This window comes from Leptolyngbya sp. BC1307 (genome assembly GCF_002286735.1).
GTDB lineage: Bacteria > Cyanobacteriota > Cyanobacteriia > Phormidesmidales > Phormidesmidaceae > Phormidesmis.
Map to the genome: position 1 here is coordinate 14,250 of NZ_NRTA01000011.1, position 19,634 is coordinate 33,883.

A 19,634-nucleotide genomic window follows, 5' to 3' on the forward strand; every position below is an offset into this window, starting at 1 on the left:
ATTGCCCTTTAGGTTACCCAGTCGGCTTAAAAGAGCTGTAGTCGAGGGGGCGTTTCACGCTGCGGGCAGGTCACTTCTAAACCTGGCGGCTCCAGCAGCGGCGATGGAGACCAGTAGGCAAGCGCTGAGCGATCGCACCGACAGCATTTCACCGAGTACCAAAAAGCCCGCCAGCACCCCGGCCATTGGTTCCAGGCTGAGCATGATGCCAAAGACTTTCACAGGCAGCGATCGCAGCGCCATCATCTCAAACGAATAGGGTACCGTTGTTGATAGCAGTGCTACGCCAGCCCCCATCGCCAGCAGTTTAGGATCGAGCAAGGCGCTGCCAGCCGTAGCGATGCCAATCGGCAGCAGTAAAACAGAGCTGACAGCCAGTGCCCAAGCCAACCCTTCAATACCGGGCAACCGTTGGCCGACTTGGGCTGACAGTAAGATATACAGCGCCCAAAAGAAGCCAGCCGCTAGCGCTAAAATAATGCCCCAGCCGTCTACCGTAGAGCCGCTCAGGGGCGTTAGCAGCAAGATGCCAGCGCCCGCTAGGAGCACCCATAGCCCGTCTAGCCAGCGCTGAGACTTAAGAATGGCTAGCCCTAGCGGCCCGGAAAACTCCAATGAGATAGCAATCCCTAGCGGAATGCGATCAATCGCTGCGTAAAAGAAGGAGTTCATCGCGGCAAAGACGACGCCGAAGACGACAATCATCCCGAAGTTTTGGCGAATTTGGCTGTGCCACTTTAGCCGCCATAGCGCAAAGAGAACGACAGTAGAGAAACTGACCCTGAGAGAGACCACGCCCCACATACCGAGTTCGCCAAAGAGAGATTTGGCCAGGGCGGAGCCAAACTGCACAGAGACAATCGCGAGCAGCACCAACCCCACCGGGGAGGGTTTCTTAATCGAGATATTCATAAAATGAAGGCAGGTTAACTGTGCAGTATAGCAACTGCTGCTGCTAGCTCACGCTGATGGATCGGGAGTGAGCGATCGCCTGCAAGTGAGACGGCATCGAAGCAGCGGGCTAGTCCTCAATTCTCGTGGGTGGCACAGACGGCGCAGTCGGTGGCGCTGGCGATTCGGTAGGCGTGACGGCAGCAGGAGGGGGGACAGCCGCCGCCGCGTCTAACGCTAAACTGGCTGGCTGGCGGTGACTGTTAGCAGGGCGTTGCCAGGTGTTGAGAACATCTTTAATCAGCAGCTCTTGAAGCCAGGTTTTGGCAACGACGGTGAGGGGCAGTGCTAGCAGTAGGCCCAAAAAGCCGAAGATGCCCGCAAAGAAGATTTGGGCAATCAGCGTGAAAGCGGGAAGTAGGGATACCTGATGGGCCATGATCGCGGGGGTGAGCCAGTAAGCTTCGATCTGTTGAATGATGATGTAGAGGACGATGACGGCGATCGCCTTCCAGGGATCCTCTGACAGCAGGGCAACAACTACCGGGAAGACCATGCTCAGCGTTGGCCCTAAGTTAGGAATAAAGTTGAGAATGCCAGCCAGCAGCGCATGCGCGAAGGCCAGATCGATCCCCAGTATCAGCAGCCCTATAAAGCTGACAAAGAAGATAAAGATTGAGCTGATAATGATGCCGCCTAGCCAGTTGCCTAAAGCGACTTCGCATTTGCTAAAGATCTCCCGAGCGCGCTGCCGATAAAATGAGGGGAACAGCAGCAGCACCCCGTCTATATAAGCTGCAGGGTTAGCCAGCATCATGATGGCTAGCACAGTGACAAACAGGGTTTGAATAACGACCTGTAGGGAAGAATTAAAGAAAGAGAAGAAGTTGCCAAAGACATCGAGAACGGCGGAGTCTGGAGAAGTGAGCCAAGCAACGAACTCGCTCACTTCGGGCAGACGAGTGCGCTCAGGTAGGTTTGCCTGCAACTGCGTAAGGCGATCAGGCAAGGTCTGAGAGAAGCGAATCAGCAGGTCAATCAGCAGCTTGAACTGATCGATGAATGGGGGAACGATGCCCAAAACGAATAGGGCTGCCACTGCCACCGAGAGCAGAATCGCCATTGGAATGGCAAATCGGCGGGGCACATTGAACCGGCGGATCTGGCGGGTGAGGCTATTGAGCGCTACGGCAATGACCACTGCTGCAAAAGCCAGCACCAGCAGCGGCCGAATTGACCAAAGAATATAGCCAGCAGCTACTAAGCACAGTAGGCTAACCCAATCGCCTAGCTTCATGAGACCTTTCCCTTTCGAGTTGAGCCTATTGTATCTGAGGTCAGTCAGTCAATAGGCTAATGCGAAGTGCTAGCTTAGAAATCTCTGAGCCAATGAGGGTTACCTATGGCTGCTGTCGAAGCAGACTGGCAAATCGCGCCTGCGTCCTCTCCGCCTGATGAATGGGTGAACGCTGTCGAGCAGATTACAGGACTGTCCCGTCCTCAGTGGGGGGCGCAGCTGCTGTGGGATCGGGGGCTGAGATCGGCTGAGGCGCTGCGGGGATTTATTCATGCGGCAGATTATGAACCAGCTAGTCCGTTTGATTTCGGTGAGGAGATGGTATGGGCGGTAGAGCGGCTGATGGCGGCACGCGATCGCACTGAAAAGGTCGCCATTTGGGGAGACTTCGACGCCGATGGAATCACCTCTACAGCGGTGCTGTGGGACGGACTGCGACAGTTCTTCAGCGGCCCAGACCAGCTCACTTACTTCATTCCCAACCGCCTAAAAGAGTCGCATGGTCTTGCGATGACCGGCCTTGAGCAGCTAGCTGACCAGGGCGTGCAGCTAATTGTCACTTGCGATACGGGCAGTACCAATCCGCAAGAGATTGACCATGCCCAGCGGTTAGGCATGGAGGTGATTGTGACAGATCACCATACGCTGCCTACTCAGCGCCCGGCGGTCGTCGCGATTGTGAATCCTCGGGCTTTGCCAGCCGGCCACCCGATGGCACATCTGTCGGGGGTGGCGGTTGCTTATAAATTAATCGAGGCGCTCTATGAACGACTGCCAGACGTGCCGACCCGACCGCTGAGCGAACTGGTTGACCTGGTGGCAATTGGTTTGATTGCTGATCTAGTAGAGCTGACGGGGGACTGTCGCTATCTGGCGCAAATTGGCATCGAACAGTTGCAAAAGCAGCTCAAGAGCGATCGCCCGACCCGGCCAGGCGTGGCAAAATTGTTGGAATTGTGTCGGCGGGCAGGCGATCGCCCTACCGACATCTCTTTTGGCATCGGCCCTCGGATTAATGCCGTCAGCCGCATCTATGGCGAGGCCAGCTTTTGCGTAGAGCTATTGACTAGCGATGATTCTGAGCGCTGCCGAGTGCTAGCCGAAAAAGCAGAAGATGCCAACGCCCGGCGTAAGGCTCTGCAAAATACCGTTTTTCAGCAGGCGATAGATCAGCTAGAGAACCGGGATCTCTCCACGACGGGCGTAATTGTGCTGTGCGATCCGCAGTGGCCAGTCGGCGTATTAGGGCTAGTTGCCGGGCAGGTGGCGCAGCAGTATGGCAGGCCCACTATTTTGCTGACGCTAGATGCGCCGGGGACTGAAGGGACACTGGCTCGGGGGTCGGCCCGCTCGGTCAACCAGATTGACCTGTACGACCTGGTCAACTCTCAATCGCATTTGCTCACTGGCTTTGGCGGGCATCCGTTTGCTGCTGGGCTGAGCTTGCCTGCCGCAGATTTGCCCATGTTTACAGCGGCAATTAATCAGCAGTATCGCCAAAAGCTGGGCGGGCAGCCCAATCAACCCAGAATAACGGCTGACTTGGTTGTAACGGTCGCTGACTTGGGCCGAGACCTCTTCAATCAGCTTAATTTGCTAGAGCCTTGTGGTATGGGCAATCCGGCACCCAAGCTGCTGATCAAAGACTGCTGGTTTGAAGGGGCGCGGCACAAAAACTTAACCGACCGCAATGACCGCAAGATCAAATATATTCAGACCAGCTTTCGGCTTTGTGACCAGAGTATTAGCAGCGATCGCACAAGACAATTCCCCGGCATCTGGTGGGGTCACTATAAAGAAGACCTGCCGCCGGGTCGCTGGGATGTGATAGCTGAGCTGGACTATAGCAAGTACTCAAAAGACAAATATGCCAAAGGTCAGGACGCTGAGACCCGTCTGCTAGTGCGGCTAATCGACATTCGCCCGGCAGTAGCCATTGACACGCCGCTAACCCCAACAGTAGACAACTGGCTGCTGGATCGCCGCCTGACTAATTCTGTCCCAGAAGATATCAAACCGGCTGTTAGAGAAGATACTTCAGAAACCGATCTGGTACTGAAAAAATGCCCGACTCAATGGCAAGCGCTACAGCTATGGCAGCATCAGGCGAGCCAGCGCAATCAGCCCTTGGTCCTCGCTTTTGCCCCGCCCGCAGCGGTTGATCCTATCCATAAGTGGAAAACCTTGCTCGGGCTAGCGAAGTACATCAGCCGGGCGCAGATTGTCGTGACCGCAGAGCGACTAGCAGAAAAATTAGAGGTGAGCGATCGCACCCTTCAGCTAGGACTAACCGCGCTAGCAAAAGCCGGATTCACCGTAGAAACGTCGGCAATAGACATTCGCCTGCGCTACGAGCCCGCAATCAATCAGACCGACGATCTCATCAGAGCCGAAGCGCTCAGCCACTTTCTGTCCGCTGTACAAGAAGAGCATTTCCGCCGCCAGTACTTTTATCAGGTGCCTGTTTCTACGCTGCAAGCGGCTATTAGCGCTGAAGCTCTGCACTCATCTGCCCAACCGCGTTAGACGCTCATCCTTTCGAAATAGATTATCTGAACAGATTGACAATTTGGGAAAAATAACGGTATCATTAGATACAGAAACAAAAGCGTTCATCTTTATTAGGAGAAGCAGCCGTATTGACATTCACTGACCGCTGCAACCTCTGCAAAAGACGGAAGTAAGGGTGCATAGCCCGGCTAACAGCTAGTATTAGGTCTACCCACTCTGAAGGAACGCGCCTCTTCACTCTACAAACCCTTTTTGGAGGCGAATCCATGCAACTCTCATATCGCGGCGTTAAATACAACACTTCAAAGCCCGCCGTTGAAGTCACTGAAATTCAGGAAGTTGGCCACTATCGCGGCGCTACCTATCACATGCACCGTGCGGTTAATGCCCCTGCTCGGCAGTCCAGCGACGTTTTGAAGTATCGCGGCGCAATTGTTCACTAGAGCTTTAAGTGCTGACGGCTAGTTTAATGGCTTTAATTCAATAGCCCTGATGGGGGCGCGTTCTCCTGGCAGGATGCGTCCTTTTTTGTTGCTGTATCATAGCGGTAGCCACCATAGGGAAGCGCAGAGCTGATGCTAGGATTCATCGCAGGGCTGGTGATTGGGTTAGTAATACTCGGCATCCATCGGCGGCGCTATGATGCCAAGCTCAGAAGACTATTGTACCGGCTGGAAGACCGCCAGCCGCTGTCAACCTTGGGGTATGGCGCTCAGCTTGCCAGTGCGATCGCCGAACAGCAAGCCCAAATTAAAACCCTGACCGAACAGCTGCAAGAATTCCGTCAGCTGATCAAACAGGCCCCGGTGGGCTATTTGCAAGTTGATGAAGAGAATCGCTTGCTCTGGTGCAACCAGCGGGCTCAGGAGTTTTTAGATATTGAGCAGAGCGACTATGCTCAGCCTCGGCTGCTGCTGGCCATTGTGCGCTCTTATGAACTCGATCAGCTAGTCGAGCGCACTCGTCAGACTCAAGCAGTCTGTGAAGCCAGCTGGACATTTAACTCGATTTCTACCGATCCCTTCAACTATTTAGAACGGCCTGCCTATCCGCTGCAAGGCTACGGATTACCCCTCAGCAACGGTCACGTCGGTGTCTTTTTAGAGAATAAACAAGAAGCAGTGAGTCTGGCGCAGCAGCGCGATCGCTGGATTTCCGACGTTGCCCATGAGCTAAAAACGCCGCTGACTTCCATTCGGCTAGTCGCTGAAACCCTGGAATCGCGAGTCAGCCCAGAACTGCTCAGCTGGGTAGAGCGCCTGCTCAAAGAAGTGATCCGCCTGAGCCGGTTGGTAGATGATGTGCTTAATATGAGCAACTTAGAGCAGCATCAGGCTCGCTTAGAAGATGAAGCCGCTATCGATTTGGTCGCGTCGATTCATGCCGCCTGGCAGGGCATAGAGCCCCTCGCTAAACTCAAACAGCTTGATCTTGACTATCAAGGCCCGCCAGAACTCATGGCCAACGTCAACGCCAGCCTGATGCACCGGGTGTTTTACAATCTGCTGAGCAACGCTGTGAAGTACAGTCCGCCCAACCATCCGATTCAGGTACGCTTGAGCGTGCCGGCGGTTCCTCAACCCATGGACCCTGACGATGCTTATATCTTGATCGAAGTGATTGACGCAGGCGAAGGGCTAGCTGAGAAAGATCTGCCCCATGTCTTTGACAGATTCTACCGGGCAGATCCGGCGCGCAGCCGCAAAGAAAGCTTTGAGGGGGCCGCCACCGCCACAGATAGCCCCGAGATAGCTAAACTCTCTAGCAGCGGTACCGGGCTAGGGCTAGCCATTGTGCGTCAGATTGTAGAGTCTCATCAGGGTTGGGTGGAGGCTAAAAATGACCCCGAGACCGGCGGTGCCTGGCTGCAGCTATGGCTACCCGGTAAGCGTCTAATATAATGATATGGCGTTGGCCACTTTGCTGACTACGCCAGCGATCGCTAGAACCGCCGTATATGGCGGATGGAGCGGCGCACAAGCGTATAAGTACAGCCGCACGCTTAACTATAATCTATTAAAATATTGTTCATTCTGCAGGGCTATCCCTTGTGTATGTCCGGAGATACCTGGTTGAATAAGTAAAGATTTGTAGATTGCCCCGTTGCTGAAGGTGGCTGTTCGGACAGCCGTTCTATCAGCCCTCCCTTGACCGCGTGACCTCTTACAGCGTAGCGAAAGCTTCTGTCCCTATGACCGAAAGGCTGCAAAAGCTGCTATCTCAGCGAGGCATCGCTTCCCGTCGCCAGGCCGAAAAGCTAATTTTAGGCGGTCGGGTGACCGTCAACGGCAAGACGGCTGAGATCGGGCAGCAGGCAGATGTGAGTACTGATCGGGTCTGTGTGGATGGCGTAGAAATTGGCAGGCCGCCTCAAGGCGTTTACTTTTTGCTGCACAAGCCTAAAGGAGTCGTTTCTACCTGCAAAGATCCGCAGGGACGGAAAACCGTTCTAGACCTGTTGGACGAATCGTTACAGACTAGATCAGGTATTCATCCGGTAGGCCGCCTGGATGCCGACTCGACGGGAGCGCTCTTACTTACGAACGACGGTCAGCTAACGTATGGACTTACGCACCCCCGACATCAGCTGCCCAAAAACTATCAGGTGCGAGTGCAGGGGATACCCTCTGCTGCTGCCCTTCAGCGGTGGCGCACTGGAGTAATGCTATCAGGCCGCCGTACGCTGCCAGCTGATGTGCAAATTGTCAAACGCTTAGCAGACAGTCAAACCCTCTTGAGAGTAACGTTGACAGAAGGACGCAACCGGCAAATTCGCCGAGTAGCTGAAGCCCTGGGCTACCCGGTTACTGCTCTACACAGAACCCAAATTGGCTCCCTGAAGCTAGGAAACTTGCTTAATGGTCGCTATCGTTCGCTAGAGGATAGTGAGGTCGCTCACCTCAAACAGACCGCTTTAAAAACCGGCCCACCTGTTCCGGCTGTCAATCTTTAGGTCCGCGAAGCTTGTCACCCCTGGATATCACTCAAAGAACCCATTTCTCCGGCCTTAATATCTCGCCTCCTATCATGAAGCAGAAAGCTCGTACTAAAAAACCCACTGCTCAGCAGCTACAGCAAGAGCAGCTTTACTCGCTGGGCAGCTTGCTCAAGCAGGCCCGTCTACAGGGGGGGCTGTCGCTAGGGGTCATTGAAGAGCGCACCCTGATTCGTCAGATGCTGCTGTCTGCCCTAGAGGAAGGTGATTTGGCCGAGCTGCCTGAGCCCATTTATGTGCAGGCTCTACTATGTCGATATGGCAATGCGCTAGGGCTAGATGGTGAGGCGCTGGCAAGTCAGTTTTTTACCCGTCCGGTGGTGCAAGCGCCCAGAGCCTCTTGGAAGGATTCGCCGGCGGCGCAGCTACGTCCGCTCCATCTTTACGGGGCCTACGTACTGCTGATTATGGGAGCGATTGGCGCTCTCTCTGCCCTGTTGCAGCGGACTGCGCCTGATATGACGGCCCAGCCTATTTTAGATCCTGAAGCGATTGAGCAACTGATGCCGAAAGAGACTCAGCAGGTTAAGTCGGAGCCTGAGGCTCCTGTTGAGGACAAACCCAAGGCTCAAGCCCGCCCGGTTGAAGTTGACCTGGTGCTGACCGAACAGTCTTGGGTACGGGTAGTGGCCGATGGCTCTACTGAGTTTGAGGCGATTTTGGAGCAGGGAGAAACGCGCACCTGGGTGGCGGATCAGTCAATTACGGTGCGGGTCGGGAACGCGGGCGGTGTGCTTTACTCTTACAACCAGTCTGAAGCTGAACCAATGGGCGAGTTGGGAATGCCTGAAGAGCGCACCTTTGGCCCAGCGGTCAGCCTGATGTCATCGCAGTAGACGAACTGTACGGATCGAGGGTTAGTCAGCGAAAGGGCTTGGGTTGAAGGGCTGGTTGCTCTCAGAGGCAAAGGCCGGTTGAGCGGCTAGCGGCTTGGTGGCTAGCGTTACGGTAGCGGTAGTGCCCTGACCAGTTTGACTCGTTAGCGTGAGTTGGCCCTCGTGATTATTGGCAATGACTTTGGCGATCGCCAGTCCCAATCCTGATCCGCCCGCTGCTCCGTGAGTGCTGCGGGGCCGGGCCGGATCTACTCGGTAAAAGCGGTCAAAAATACGGCTGAGGTCTTTAGCCGGAATACCGATGCCGGTATCGGTGACGGTGAGCGTAATCTGATAGGCGGTAGCAGTGAGCTTCGCCGTAATTTCGCCACGGGTTGTGTACTGGATGGCGTTGGCAATCAGGTTGGTGAATAGGCGGGTGAGCTGGTCGGCGTCGCCTCGTATGAGGATGGCTGGGTCGGTGGCGGTGTAGCTGAGCTGGAGTGATTTTTCTCGGGCGATCGCCTGCTGCTCTTCGATTACATCTTGAAGCAGGGCGGTGAGATCGATGCGATCGCGCTGCATAGGCACCAGTCCGCTTTCTTGCCGGGCCAAAAACAACAGATCATCCACCAGCCTGCCGAGCCGCCGGGTCAGGCGTTCGACGACCTCTAGCTGACTGCGCTGAAACTGTTCGTCGGGGTCAGCTAGTGCTACTTGAACATTGGTCTGGATGACGGCAATGGGGTTGCGCAGCTCGTGTGAGGCATCGGCAGTAAACTGCTTGAGCTGCTGGTACGAGTCTTTGACAGGGGCGATCGCCAGCCCTGAGAGCAGCCAGCCAATAGCCGCGACTGCAACTAGCATGGCGCTGCTGCCCAAGGCCAGATCGACAATCAGCTGACGGCTAGACTTAGAAACTTCAAACCAGGGATGACTGACGCGCAGATAGCCCAGCAGCTGCGATCCTGACTGCACCCGCTGGGTGATCTGCCGGAGCACAATGCCGTCGGGAGGGGTGACGGTTTCACCGTTGGGGTTGACGTGAAGAGAAACCGCGTGTGGCCGGGAAAAGGTGGTCCAGACCAGTTCGCCTGCTGGGTTGAACCATTCAAGGTCAATGTGGTCGTCTTCGCTGGCCTCTTCGCTATTGCGGAAGCTGTCTTCAATATTGACTCGCAGGGGCGGATCGACAACGCCGACAGCGGTTAGCAGTCGTTGCTCAGTGCCGTTGAGATCAGGATCGGGCTCGATGACGAGCGATCGCTGCACAATTTCCACGACATGGTTAAGCGTATCGTCTACTCGCTCTACCAGCGTGCTGCGGACGTAGATGTAGACGCCGCTGGCAAAGAGTAGCAGCAGGACGGCAGTGACAATGGTGTACCAGAGGGCCAGGCGGCGGCGAGTGGTTTGGAACATGGGCCGGAGCAGGGGAGCACGGGAGAGAGGGAGCTTTGGGAGGAGGAAGAGGCTGATAATTTGATCATATAATCTGCATGTCGGTACCGTTGGTTTCACTATGATTGATCGCCGTCGTTTGCTGTTTTTGCTCGGGGCTACGGCTGGATCGGCTGCATTGGACGTGTGGCGATCGCCCTCAGCAATTGCCCTGCCGCTGCTAGGTAAACAAGCCGACGGACCTTTTACACTGCCACCGCTGCCTTACGAATACAGTGCGCTGGCCCCGACGATTGATGCGGAGACCATGCAGCTGCATCACGACCTACACCATGCGGGCTATGTCAGAAAGCTGAATGCGGCGGTGAGTGATTACCCAGATCTGCAGACGCTGAGCCCTGAAGACCTGATTGAGCAGCTAGACAGTCTGCCTGAGGAGGTTCAGACGGCGGTGCGAAACAATGGCGGTGGGCATTTGAACCACTCAATGTTTTGGGAGATTATGAGCCCGGCAGGAGGTGGCGCGCCGACGGGGGCGATCGCTGCTGCTCTGGAGACGACCTTTGGCAGCTTTGACGAGTTTAAATCGGCTTTTAATGGCGAAGGTAAAAAGCGCTTTGGCAGCGGCTGGGCCTGGCTAGTGCTCGATAGCGACAAAACTTTGCAAGTTACTAACACGGGCAATCAAGATAGCCCGCTGATGAATGGGCTGACCCCAATTATGGGTAACGATGTCTGGGAACATGCCTACTATCTCAACTATCGCAATCGTCGGGCTGAGTATTTAGAGGCCTGGTGGAACGTCGTTAACTGGCTAGAAGTTAACCGCCGCTATGAAATAGCCATGGCCTAGCGGCAGAACGCTCTATCGTAATCGGGGCAGCTCAAGCGATAAGACTAGAAGCACTATTCGTATAGCCAAGCTATTAACTCCCCAACCGTCAGTTCAAACCCTTCCGCAAACGCAGGTACGGGCAATTTTGTAGTTGCCTCTTCGTGAAGAACCGTTCGTAAATCAGGTGTATAGCTAAATACGCAGTCTTCAGCCGGGTCGATCAGCCATCCGATCTGAGTCCCGTGTTCTAGCGCGTGCAGAATTTTTTTGACAACCTTTGTTTGACTTTGTCCTTGCGACAAGATTTCGATCATCCACTCAGGAGCCGCAAAAAGCTCGCCTGAGGCTTTGCCGTTTTCATTTCTAGGAATGGCAGACCATGGCAGCACGGTAATATCAGGGACAATTGAGCGATCGCCAAACGTGCAGCGCAACTCTGCAATTGCTCGCCCCTGTTTGTTCTGCTTCAGCACAGTATTGATGGCTGTGGCCAGATCCGTTTGTACGATACCGTGGTCTGCTTTAGGCATGGGTTTTTGAATGATTTGGCCATCGATGTATTCGCTGGCAGGCTTGGTGTCCGGCTGTTGCAAAAAATCTTCCAGGGTGAGGGGCTTGCTGGGCGTCTGTACCATGGCTCAAAACCTGCTATCTATAGCTCATTATCGCAGCCCATTTTGAAGAAGTGAAGGTTTGGGGCGCTAGCAGTCGTCCAAATTAGCAGCCTGAATAATGATTTGGTCAATCAGGCTGCGAATGGTTCGCCCACCAGCGTTAGCGTCATTGACTAAAATGCTGAGGGCTAAGGGGGGATGGTTGGGCGGATTGAGATAGCCGCTGAGCGTGTAAGTGCCGCTGAGGGTGCCGGTTTTGCCCTGAAAGCGACCTTCTGCTGGGGTGCCTTTCAGGCGGTTGCGTAGGGTGCCGCTGCGGCCCGCAACGGCTAAGGAGTTGCGGTAGATAGTGGCGTTTGGCGTTTGGGCCATGATTTGCAGCGTATCGACGAAGGCTTCGGGGGTGGCCAGGTTGCGCCGTGAGAGGCCGGAGCCATCGACAACAGATAGGCTGCCCGGAGCGACGCCCAGATTGGTGAGGATTTGACTAACCGCGACTGCACCGGTTTGGTAAGCGTCTGGCGTGGTGGGATCGACGCTGCGGCCCAGAGACTTGAGCATCGCTTCGGCGTAAATGTTGACACTGTAGAGGTTGGTCGGATCGATAAAAGCTCTCAGCGGCGGGGACTGAATGGCGGCAAGCTCTACCAGGCCAGCAGGCGGATTGGTCATGCTGACCTGGCCGCTAGCTGAGAAAATACCGTAGCTGGTCAGGCTTTGCTGAAACTGTTCGACAAAATAGCTGGCAGGGTCGCCCAGGGCAATCGAGTTATTGTCAGAGCCCGACCCGGCAACAAGCTGACCTCTCACCGTCATCACCTTTTGCCCTGGTTTTTGCCCTGCATCAATAAATTCATTGCCGCCCGCGCCGACGGTGCGAGTGTTGTTTTCTATGCGCCAGCCGCGCGCAAATTCGGGCCGGTCCCAGACCACTCGCAGGGGCTGACCAACTCGGGTAGGAAATACGGTGAAGCTGAGCTCGTTGCGGTTGAGAATCAGGCTGTTAGCCGGTGCGCCATAGCCTGCCCGGTAGTCTTCGTCATCCCAGTAGGGGCTGGCAGCAGGGCCGGTGAAATAGTTATCAATGGCGGTGAGACTGCTGGCGCGGCGAATGCCTTTTTGCTTGAGTTGATTGGCTAGCAGATTGATTTGATAGCTGGTGAAGGTGGGATCGCCTCGACCGACTACGTAAAGGGCAGAGTCGGGAGCGTTGGGCTGGCCGAATACGGAGGTGCGAATACTGAAGTCGGGGCCAAGGCTTTGCAGAGCGGCGGCAGTCGTCAGCAGTTTGACGTTGGAAGCGGGGACGAACTTGTCTTGAGCACGACGGGCGTAAAGTGTACGGGCGTTGGGCGTCGCGTCTTCTATCAAGATGCCGACATTGGCGCGGGTAAGGGCTGGGTTTTGGGCGATCGCTTCAATTTTCCCCGGTAGCTCCGCCCGACACATTCCGGCCAATGCCATGTCTGCCTGAGTGAGCACGGCCAGTCCGCCGACCACACTGAAAGCAGTTTTCCATAGTTGAGAAAGCTTTCTGCTCGACGATAGCGGGCGCAGTGTTGTCATAGCTCAGGCGATTGAGTGGGGTTTTACAGGTTTGCTCACTCTACTCACGTTTGATGCCAGGTGGTCGCCCATGAGGACAACTGCTGCAACTGACCACAAGAAAGAGCAAAATCGTATAAAACCTTGGGCCTGCTACTTTGATTTATCTCTTTAGCAGGGCAGCGCTGTGGCAGTTTTTATAGATAATGCTCCCGAGTCAAAACCTAGTAACCCCTATGGATGTAAAAGCCGCAGTGGCCTTTGAGGCCGGCAAGCCTCTGAGCATTGAGACCGTCCAGCTCGAAGGGCCAAAAGCGGGCGAAGTGCTGGTAGAAATCAAAGCGACCGGAATTTGCCACACCGATGCTTACACGCTTTCAGGTAAAGATTCAGAAGGCATATTTCCTTCCATTCTTGGCCATGAAGGGGCGGGCATCGTCGTAGAAGTGGGCGCTGGGGTCAAGAGCCTGAAGCCCGGTGACCATGTTATTCCGCTGTATACGGCAGAGTGCAGGGAATGTGCCTACTGCCTCAGCCAAAAAACTAACCTGTGCCAGGCGGTTCGTAGCACGCAGGGCAAAGGCGTCATGCCCGATGGCACCAGTCGCTTTTCCTTTGAAGGGAAGCCGCTGTATCACTACATGGGTACCTCCACGTTTGCTAACTACACGGTGCTGCCCGAAATTTCGCTGGCGAAAATTCGCTCAGATGCACCTTTTGACAAGGTTTGCTATATCGGCTGCGGCGTGACGACGGGCATTGGCGCGGTGCTGTTTACGGCCAAGGTGGAGCCGGGATCGACTGTCGTCGTATTTGGCTTGGGCGGTATTGGTTTGAATGTGATCCAGGGAGCGCGGATGGTCGGTGCGGATCAGATTGTCGGCGTAGATCTGAATCCGGCTAAGCGCGAGATGGCAGAAAAGTTTGGCATGACGGATTTTGTCAATCCGCAAGAGATTGAGGGCGATCTGGTCGGCCACCTGGTAGAGCTGACGGGCGGCGGGGCGGACTACTCGTTTGAATGTATTGGCAATGTGAATGTGATGCGGCAGGCGCTGGAGTGCTGCCATAAGGGCTGGGGCGTCTGCACCATTATTGGTGTGGCAGAAGCCGGTAAAGAAATCAGTACGCGGCCTTTTCAGCTTGTGACCGGGCGGGTGTGGAAGGGCAGTGCCTTTGGCGGCGCGAGAGGCCGTACAGATGTGCCAAAGATTGTGGACTGGTACATGGACGGCAAGATCAACATTGATGACTTGATTACGCATACGATGCCTTTAGCGCAAATCAACGATGCATTTGACTTGATGCATCGCGGCGAGTCGATTCGCAGCGTCGTTCTATACGATTAGGAGGCCGTAGGTTTGGAAGAGAAATCACGAGCAAAGAGCTTTGGCGGCACTACAAGGGTTTACAGCCATCGCTCTGAAGCGTGCGACTGTGAGATGAGCTTTGCGGTGTATGTGCCGCCTCAGGCAGAAAATGGCCCGGTGCCAGTGCTGTACTATCTATCGGGGCTGACCTGCAATGAGAAAAACTTTATCGAGAAGGCAGGCGCACAGCGCTATGCAGCAGAGCACGGGCTAATGCTAGTGGCACCTGATACCAGTCCGCGCGGGGTGAATATTCCGGGCGAAGGGGATGATTGGGACTTTGGCACGGGGGCGGGCTTTTATGTGAATGCGACCGAATCGCCTTGGGCAAAGCACTACCAGATGTATGACTATGTGACTGAGGAGCTACCGGGGCTGATTGCTCAGCAGTTTTCGGTGAAGGGCGATCGCGCTGGCATCTTTGGTCACTCTATGGGCGGTCACGGTGCACTGATTTGCGGGCTAAAAAATCCGGACAAGTACGCTTCTATCTCTGCCTTTGCGCCGATTGCTGCCCCTTCTCAATGCGCCTGGGGACAAAAAGCGTTTACTGGCTACTTAGGAACAGATAAGGCTGCGTGGGAGGCTTACGACGCAACCGAATTAGTTGCCGCTCAGGGCAGTCAGCACTCAATTTTGATCGATCAGGGCGAGGACGACTCGTTTTTGGCCCAGGGGCAGCTACTGCCAGAAGTGTTTGCAGCCGCCTGCACTCAGGCCAAGCAGCCACTGACGCTGCGCCGCCAGCCTGGTTATGATCACAGCTACTACTTTATTGCCACCTTTATGGGCGATCATATTCGGCACCATGCGGCGGCTCTCACTAGCTGATGACAATCACCCTTACAATGTCCCTTCACTAGAACAACTGAGTTAAACAACGAACAATTATTGGTAAATTCCTATGACAGAAGTTCAACGTGAAAAAGATTATCTTCACCCTCAGTACAGAAAAGATAGAGAGACGCTGAATACGGTCATGGCAGGCAATGCCGACCACTTGAACATGGCAGAATTGGCCCGATTACGCATCCGCTACGATGGCTTTCAAGGGGCGCGCGACATTCAACGTGACCTGGACGGAACGCTAAAAAAATGGAACCTCACAGAAGCTGAGCTGTTCGCCAAAACCCGAGAGATTCATAAAACAGAAACTGTGTTTACGCCTACCTGGATCAAAAAAGGGGAGGATTGGAGCTGATGTAGGGCCGGTTTCTACCCTGCTCGGAGTTGCTTTGATGCTGGCGGGCCACCTTGAGGAGCGATCGCTCGCACACAGATTTTTATCTGCAGGCACCATAGCGGAGAACTGCTCTATCTGGAGCGATCGCTTTCTCTTTGACGTGCTAGGGTGACATCAACCAGTATGCATGCCATAGTCTGTAAACTGCAGCATACCTTATCCTTGATTTATTAGCCTGATAATTGACTAATCTTCTGCCGATATTTTAGACGCTTTACCTACAGTGCCTGCCATTTTGACAGATAGCTAGACGGTTCTCAATTCAGTTTTACAGCCCCCTATAAGATAGGCATTTCTTATGAAAGCTTTGCTGATTTATCCTCTGTTTCCCAAAAGCTTTTGGTCATTCGATAAAGCCATTGAGTTAGCCGGACGCAAGGCGATTTTGCCGCCATTAGGACTGGTGACTGTAGCGGCCCTGCTGCCCCAGACGTGGGATCTACGGCTAGTAGATCGCAACGTTGAAGCGCTCACTGAGGCCGACTGGGATTGGGCAGAGCTGGTGATTTTTTCGGGCATGATTGTACAAAAGCCCGACATGCTGGCGCAAATTCGCGAGGCTAAGCGCCGAGGAAAGTCGGTTGCAGTCGGCGGGCCTTATGCCACTGCCTTGTCGCACGAAGTGATCGAAGCGGGCGCTGATTTTCGCGTACTTGATGAAGGCGAAATCACGCTGCCGATGCTGGTGGAAGCGATTGAAAAAGGCGAAACCTCAGGAACTTTCCGTGCCCTAGAGCGGCCTGATGTCGGCACTAGCCCGGTGCCTCGCTTTGATTTGCTCGATCTCAACGCTTACTCCGAGATGGCGATTCAGTTTTCGCGCGGCTGCCCGTTTCAGTGCGAATTTTGCGACATTATTGTGCTGTATGGCCGCAAGCCGCGTACCAAGTCGCCTGAGCAACTAATTGCCGAGTTGGAATGCCTGTACGAGCTGGGATGGCGGCGCAGCATCTTCATGGTCGATGACAACTTCATTGGCAACAAGCGCAATGTGAAGCTCATGCTCAAGGCGCTGGTGCCCTGGATGAAGGAAAAAGGCTATCCCTTTACCTTCTCAACGGAGGCGTCGGTAGACTTAGCCAATGACCAGGAAATGATGGATCTGATGACGGCCTGTAACTTCGGGGCGGTCTTCCTGGGGGTCGAAACGCCTGATTCGGACAGTCTTAAGGTGACGCAAAAGTTTCAGAACGTGCGCGATCCGCTCAGCGAGTCGATTCATAAGATTGCCAGCACGGGCATTCGGGTGATGGCGGGCTTTATTATTGGTTTTGATGGAGAGAAAAAGGGGGCGGGCGATCGCATCGTCCAGTTCGTCGAGAAATGCTCCATTCCCACGGCCCTCTTCAGCATGTTGCAGGCGCTGCCCGACACGGCGCTCTGGCATCGATTAGAAAAAGAGAATCGATTACTGGCTGGTAAAGAAACGGCCAACATTCACCAGACGACGTTGATGAACTTCGTCCCGACCCGCCCGGTAGAAGAAGTCGCTCAAGAGTATGTCGATGCCTTTTGGAATCTGTACGACCCCCAGAAGTACCTAGACAGAACATACCGTCACTACCGTATTTTAGGTGAAGCGCCCTGTTACAACGACAAGAGTCGGGGGCCAAAGCCCAAGTCTGCCAAAGAACCCTTCAACTGGCACTTGCTTAAAGCGCTGTTCATTGTCTGCTGGAAACAAGGCATTGAAAGAGAGACCCGCTCTACCTTTTGGATCTATCTGATTCAAATGTTTAAGCACAATCGCGGCGGTGTTGCCAGCTACCTGACGGTCTGTGCGCAGATAGAACACTTTTTGGAATATCGCCAGATTGTTAAAGACGAAATCGAATCGCAGATTGCCGAGGTTGTTGCATCTCGCGGCCCTGAGACAGAGCAGCCTGCCTTGACAGCTAGATCTAGAATTGGTGCCTAGTGACAAAAGCGCAGCGAGGGCATAGACTTCAGAGATTCCTGACAAAGAGAAAGCTATGCCTCCAAAGCGTCAAAATCAAAACCGGAACTGCGATTGTCTACTTTGGGGCGACCCAACAGGCGTATCTAGATCTGATTAACGCAGGCGATCATCATCAAGCGTACATCGCCTACATCCAAGCGCCGCTGAGGGCGCAAATCAGCCGCGAGCAGCATCAGCGAGACTGCACAGACATGACCTGCTATACGGTTCATAGCCACCGCCGATGGCGTTGGCGCGGCTGGGGTGGCGAGATTGCGGTGTTGCCGATGGCGTCGGGCGAAGTGCCGGTGCTGTAAAGCCGTATTCACGGTCTTGCCGAGCTTCATGGCCCGCTATCGGCGACAAGATACCGACTGCCTGGGAAAGCTGCTAGAGATGAGTTTGGGGCTGGGCTTAAGCCAGCGAGAGACGGCGAAGATTTATGAATGGTCTCATCCCGATGAAGGATGGCATCCGGGCTGGGTGTGGCATCTGGTTCAATGGCTAGGCAATTTAATCCCGGTGTCACTGTTGCTCATGCGACTGGGGCTTACCCCCCGCCCATATTCTCACCGATGAGAAGTTTGCCACGTTAAATGGAGAGCAGATTTACCTATTTCTGCTCTCCCAGGAAGAATTGATTTGGTATACCGAGTGGATGGCGCACACCGATGAAGCCGCTTTCAACGCGGTGATTGTCAATGCCTTAGGGACGATTGAAGCCGCCGCTCAAAGCGAGGTATTGTTCGCAAGCCTGACAGCATTGACCCGATGCTCAATGCCTGGGCTATCGTCAACAACCTCAGAGCCTTTCTGCCGGATGCGAAGAAAGCAGGCCAGTCGTTAGCCCAATTCTTTGGCGCTCAGTTGCATGGCTTGCCTTGGATGGAAGCGCTCAATCTCTCTACCGTTGTTTAGACAGACTCCTACAACCTGGAAAATCGTAGGCACCAATTCTAGATCTATCTGCTGCAAACAAACCTACCGAATACAGAAAAAATCTCCTATTGTGTAGAGAGATTCGGTCCTCCTCAAGGCATACGCTGTTGTTTATGCACAGAGAGTTAGGAGCAGTAGATAATAGGCATGAAAGGCATCACACAGAAGATAAAATATATTTTTGCCAGCATTGGGGGGTTAGTTGCTCTGCTGGTAATTTGGGGACTTATCGAACCGCGCCTGCTCAACACAGAGCAGGAAGTTGCTAAAATTCCCAACCTGCCTGCCGCCTGGGAAGGCAAGCAAATAGGTCAGCTCTCAGATTTTCAAGTGGGCATGTGGGCAGGCAACCCCGGCACCGCTCGCCGCAGCGTTGAGCAAATGATTGATGCGAAGCCTGCCGCCGTCCTGATCAGCGGCGACTTTATCTATCATGCCGAGCCTGAACCCAGCGCCGAGATTGAGAAAGCAGTCAGCATCGTGAAGCCCTTAGTCGATGCAGGCATCCCAACCTACGCAGTGCTGGGCAATCACGACTACGGCATGAGCAGCAAAAAAGCCGAGCCCGGTACTCAGCTCGCCAGCAGCTTAGAGTCAGAGCTAGAAGCTGCCGGTATTGTTATTCTCGAAAATGAATCCGTCGCTATGCAGCTACCCGATGGCGGTGAGCCGCTGTACTTAGCTGCTGTTGATTCACTTTGGGCCAACCAAGACAATGTTGAAGCTGCTCTCGCTGACATTCCAGAAGGGAGTCCCAGGGTTGCCCTGATGCACAATCCAGACGACTTCGAATTCTTTCCTGAAAATATGGCTCCGCTAGCCCTGGCTGGCCATACTCACGGCGGGCAAATCCGCCTGCCCAACTCTCCTCAATGGTCCTGGCTACGATTTACTCAGGATGACAAAGTCTATGCTGACGGCTGGGTAGAAGACAGCTACGGCAAACCGGGCAACAATCTCTATGTCAACGTAGGTATTGGCATGAGCATTATTCCAATTCGCCTGTTCTGTCCGCCAGAGCTGACACTTTTCACACTGGAGACCTAAAGCCTCATCGTATTTAAATCCCGATATAACAGATTGGTTTGTCTGATGCATAAAAGACGACAGAATTCGAGGCTGTACCTTATCTGCGGCCTAGTCGGCATGGTTGGATGCATCAGTGGGCTACTGACTGATTTTATTGGAATTGTAGCTGTAGACGGCTATAATCCAATTGCTCAAACGATCAGTGCTCTG

The 19,634-nt window shown here is 54.2% G+C and carries 19 protein-coding genes and 1 riboswitch; of the genes, 14 read left to right on the forward strand and 5 right to left on the reverse strand.

What is annotated here, in order from left to right; genetic code table 11:
- Window positions 1-54: 54 nt before the first annotated feature.
- Together CKL79_RS08510 and CKL79_RS08515 are read right to left on the reverse strand one after the other, a co-directional pair.
- The gene (locus tag CKL79_RS08510; protein WP_121969159.1) at window positions 55-912 is read right to left on the reverse strand and encodes an EamA family transporter; all 858 of its coding nucleotides are present in this window, start codon (window positions 910-912) and stop codon (window positions 55-57) included.
- 109 nt (window positions 913-1,021) lie between these two features.
- Entirely contained in the window at window positions 1,022-2,188 is a 1,167-nt protein-coding gene (locus CKL79_RS08515; protein WP_121969160.1) for an AI-2E family transporter, read from the reverse strand.
- 105 nt (window positions 2,189-2,293) lie between these two features.
- Here CKL79_RS08515 and recJ point away from each other — a divergent pair, with 105 nt between their 5' ends.
- From recJ to CKL79_RS08540, 5 genes are all read left to right on the forward strand, one after another.
- Complete coding sequence (gene recJ / locus CKL79_RS08520; RefSeq protein WP_121969161.1) at window positions 2,294-4,714, forward strand: single-stranded-DNA-specific exonuclease RecJ; 2,421 nt, start codon at window positions 2,294-2,296, stop codon at window positions 4,712-4,714.
- Window positions 4,715-4,795: 81 nt separating this feature from the next.
- A riboswitch (Glutamine riboswitch) is annotated at window positions 4,796-4,930 on the forward strand.
- Window positions 4,931-4,965: 35 nt separating this feature from the next.
- Complete coding sequence (locus CKL79_RS08525; protein WP_121969162.1) at window positions 4,966-5,142, forward strand: DUF4278 domain-containing protein; 177 nt, start codon at window positions 4,966-4,968, stop codon at window positions 5,140-5,142.
- Between the two features lie 132 nt (window positions 5,143-5,274).
- Window positions 5,275-6,600: an ATP-binding protein gene (locus CKL79_RS08530; protein ID WP_240518749.1), complete on the forward strand. Its 1,326-nt coding sequence runs from the start codon at window positions 5,275-5,277 to the stop codon at window positions 6,598-6,600.
- 290 nt (window positions 6,601-6,890) lie between these two features.
- Entirely contained in the window at window positions 6,891-7,652 is a 762-nt protein-coding gene (locus CKL79_RS08535) for a pseudouridine synthase (protein WP_121969242.1), read from the forward strand.
- A gap of 74 nt (window positions 7,653-7,726) precedes the next feature.
- On the forward strand, window positions 7,727-8,530 hold the full coding sequence (locus CKL79_RS08540) for a RodZ domain-containing protein (protein ID WP_121969164.1): 804 nt from the start codon (window positions 7,727-7,729) through the stop codon (window positions 8,528-8,530).
- A gap of 21 nt (window positions 8,531-8,551) precedes the next feature.
- On the opposite strand, the gene CKL79_RS08545 is transcribed toward CKL79_RS08540, so the two are convergent.
- Window positions 8,552-9,931: a HAMP domain-containing sensor histidine kinase gene (locus tag CKL79_RS08545; protein ID WP_121969165.1), complete on the reverse strand. Its 1,380-nt coding sequence runs from the start codon at window positions 9,929-9,931 to the stop codon at window positions 8,552-8,554.
- A gap of 100 nt (window positions 9,932-10,031) precedes the next feature.
- Here CKL79_RS08545 and CKL79_RS08550 point away from each other — a divergent pair, with 100 nt between their 5' ends.
- On the forward strand, window positions 10,032-10,763 hold the full coding sequence (locus CKL79_RS08550; RefSeq protein ID WP_121969166.1) for a superoxide dismutase: 732 nt from the start codon (window positions 10,032-10,034) through the stop codon (window positions 10,761-10,763).
- 53 nt (window positions 10,764-10,816) lie between these two features.
- Here CKL79_RS08550 and CKL79_RS08555 read toward each other — a convergent pair whose 3' ends face one another.
- Both CKL79_RS08555 and dacB read right to left on the reverse strand, forming a co-directional pair.
- Window positions 10,817-11,380, reverse strand: a complete 564-nt coding sequence (locus CKL79_RS08555) for a Uma2 family endonuclease (RefSeq protein WP_121969167.1) — start codon at window positions 11,378-11,380, stop codon at window positions 10,817-10,819.
- Between the two features lie 66 nt (window positions 11,381-11,446).
- A complete protein-coding gene (gene dacB, locus CKL79_RS08560; protein WP_121969168.1) occupies window positions 11,447-12,925 on the reverse strand; it encodes a D-alanyl-D-alanine carboxypeptidase/D-alanyl-D-alanine-endopeptidase in 1,479 nt (492 codons plus the stop codon).
- A 215-nt stretch (window positions 12,926-13,140) separates the two neighbouring features.
- Here dacB and CKL79_RS08565 point away from each other — a divergent pair, with 215 nt between their 5' ends.
- The 8 genes from CKL79_RS08565 (at window position 13,141) to CKL79_RS08595 (ending at window position 19,442) form a co-directional block, all read left to right on the forward strand.
- Window positions 13,141-14,253 (forward strand): S-(hydroxymethyl)glutathione dehydrogenase/class III alcohol dehydrogenase, encoded by a 1,113-nt coding sequence (locus CKL79_RS08565; protein WP_121969169.1) that lies wholly within the window; start codon window positions 13,141-13,143, stop codon window positions 14,251-14,253.
- A 12-nt stretch (window positions 14,254-14,265) separates the two neighbouring features.
- Complete coding sequence (gene fghA / locus CKL79_RS08570; protein ID WP_121969170.1) at window positions 14,266-15,105, forward strand: S-formylglutathione hydrolase; 840 nt, start codon at window positions 14,266-14,268, stop codon at window positions 15,103-15,105.
- 73 nt (window positions 15,106-15,178) lie between these two features.
- A complete protein-coding gene (locus CKL79_RS08575; RefSeq protein ID WP_121969171.1) occupies window positions 15,179-15,475 on the forward strand; it encodes a DUF3288 family protein in 297 nt (98 codons plus the stop codon).
- A 340-nt stretch (window positions 15,476-15,815) separates the two neighbouring features.
- Entirely contained in the window at window positions 15,816-17,435 is a 1,620-nt protein-coding gene (locus tag CKL79_RS08580; RefSeq protein WP_121969172.1) for a B12-binding domain-containing radical SAM protein, read from the forward strand.
- Complete coding sequence (locus CKL79_RS08585; RefSeq protein WP_121969173.1) at window positions 17,435-17,773, forward strand: hypothetical protein; 339 nt, start codon at window positions 17,435-17,437, stop codon at window positions 17,771-17,773. Before CKL79_RS08580 ends, CKL79_RS08585 begins: the two co-directional genes overlap by 1 nt.
- Before the next feature lie 28 nt (window positions 17,774-17,801).
- Window positions 17,802-18,035 carry a hypothetical protein gene (locus CKL79_RS08590; RefSeq protein WP_121969174.1) on the forward strand — a complete coding sequence of 78 codons (234 nt, stop codon included), beginning with the start codon at window positions 17,802-17,804 and terminating at the stop codon, window positions 18,033-18,035.
- 192 nt (window positions 18,036-18,227) lie between these two features.
- Window positions 18,228-18,374 carry a hypothetical protein gene (locus tag CKL79_RS23140; protein WP_170944005.1) on the forward strand — a complete coding sequence of 49 codons (147 nt, stop codon included), beginning with the start codon at window positions 18,228-18,230 and terminating at the stop codon, window positions 18,372-18,374.
- Between the two features lie 168 nt (window positions 18,375-18,542).
- Entirely contained in the window at window positions 18,543-19,442 is a 900-nt protein-coding gene (locus CKL79_RS08595; RefSeq protein ID WP_121969175.1) for a metallophosphoesterase, read from the forward strand.
- The last annotated feature ends 192 nt before the right edge of the window (window positions 19,443-19,634 follow it).

What these genes read in the sequence shown, in the direction of transcription:
- CKL79_RS08595 (WP_121969175.1), top strand. Translation starts at nt 18,543, where the DNA reads ATGAAAGGCATCACACAGAAGATAAAATATATTTTTGCCAGCATTGGG.
- CKL79_RS08545 (WP_121969165.1), bottom strand. Translation starts at nt 9,931, where the DNA reads ATGTTCCAAACCACTCGCCGCCGCCTGGCCCTCTGGTACACCATTGTC.
- CKL79_RS08530 (WP_240518749.1), top strand. Translation starts at nt 5,275, where the DNA reads ATGCTAGGATTCATCGCAGGGCTGGTGATTGGGTTAGTAATACTCGGC.
- CKL79_RS23140 (WP_170944005.1), top strand. Translation starts at nt 18,228, where the DNA reads ATGCTCAATGCCTGGGCTATCGTCAACAACCTCAGAGCCTTTCTGCCG.
- CKL79_RS08540 (WP_121969164.1), top strand. Translation starts at nt 7,727, where the DNA reads ATGAAGCAGAAAGCTCGTACTAAAAAACCCACTGCTCAGCAGCTACAG.
- CKL79_RS08515 (WP_121969160.1), bottom strand. Translation starts at nt 2,188, where the DNA reads ATGAAGCTAGGCGATTGGGTTAGCCTACTGTGCTTAGTAGCTGCTGGC.
- dacB (WP_121969168.1), bottom strand. Translation starts at nt 12,925, where the DNA reads ATGACAACACTGCGCCCGCTATCGTCGAGCAGAAAGCTTTCTCAACTA.
- recJ (WP_121969161.1), top strand. Translation starts at nt 2,294, where the DNA reads ATGGCTGCTGTCGAAGCAGACTGGCAAATCGCGCCTGCGTCCTCTCCG.
- CKL79_RS08535 (WP_121969242.1), top strand. Translation starts at nt 6,891, where the DNA reads ATGACCGAAAGGCTGCAAAAGCTGCTATCTCAGCGAGGCATCGCTTCC.
- CKL79_RS08565 (WP_121969169.1), top strand. Translation starts at nt 13,141, where the DNA reads ATGGATGTAAAAGCCGCAGTGGCCTTTGAGGCCGGCAAGCCTCTGAGC.
- CKL79_RS08575 (WP_121969171.1), top strand. Translation starts at nt 15,179, where the DNA reads ATGACAGAAGTTCAACGTGAAAAAGATTATCTTCACCCTCAGTACAGA.
- CKL79_RS08525 (WP_121969162.1), top strand. Translation starts at nt 4,966, where the DNA reads ATGCAACTCTCATATCGCGGCGTTAAATACAACACTTCAAAGCCCGCC.
- CKL79_RS08590 (WP_121969174.1), top strand. Translation starts at nt 17,802, where the DNA reads ATGGCCCGCTATCGGCGACAAGATACCGACTGCCTGGGAAAGCTGCTA.
- CKL79_RS08510 (WP_121969159.1), bottom strand. Translation starts at nt 912, where the DNA reads ATGAATATCTCGATTAAGAAACCCTCCCCGGTGGGGTTGGTGCTGCTC.
- CKL79_RS08555 (WP_121969167.1), bottom strand. Translation starts at nt 11,380, where the DNA reads ATGGTACAGACGCCCAGCAAGCCCCTCACCCTGGAAGATTTTTTGCAA.
- CKL79_RS08580 (WP_121969172.1), top strand. Translation starts at nt 15,816, where the DNA reads ATGAAAGCTTTGCTGATTTATCCTCTGTTTCCCAAAAGCTTTTGGTCA.
- CKL79_RS08550 (WP_121969166.1), top strand. Translation starts at nt 10,032, where the DNA reads ATGATTGATCGCCGTCGTTTGCTGTTTTTGCTCGGGGCTACGGCTGGA.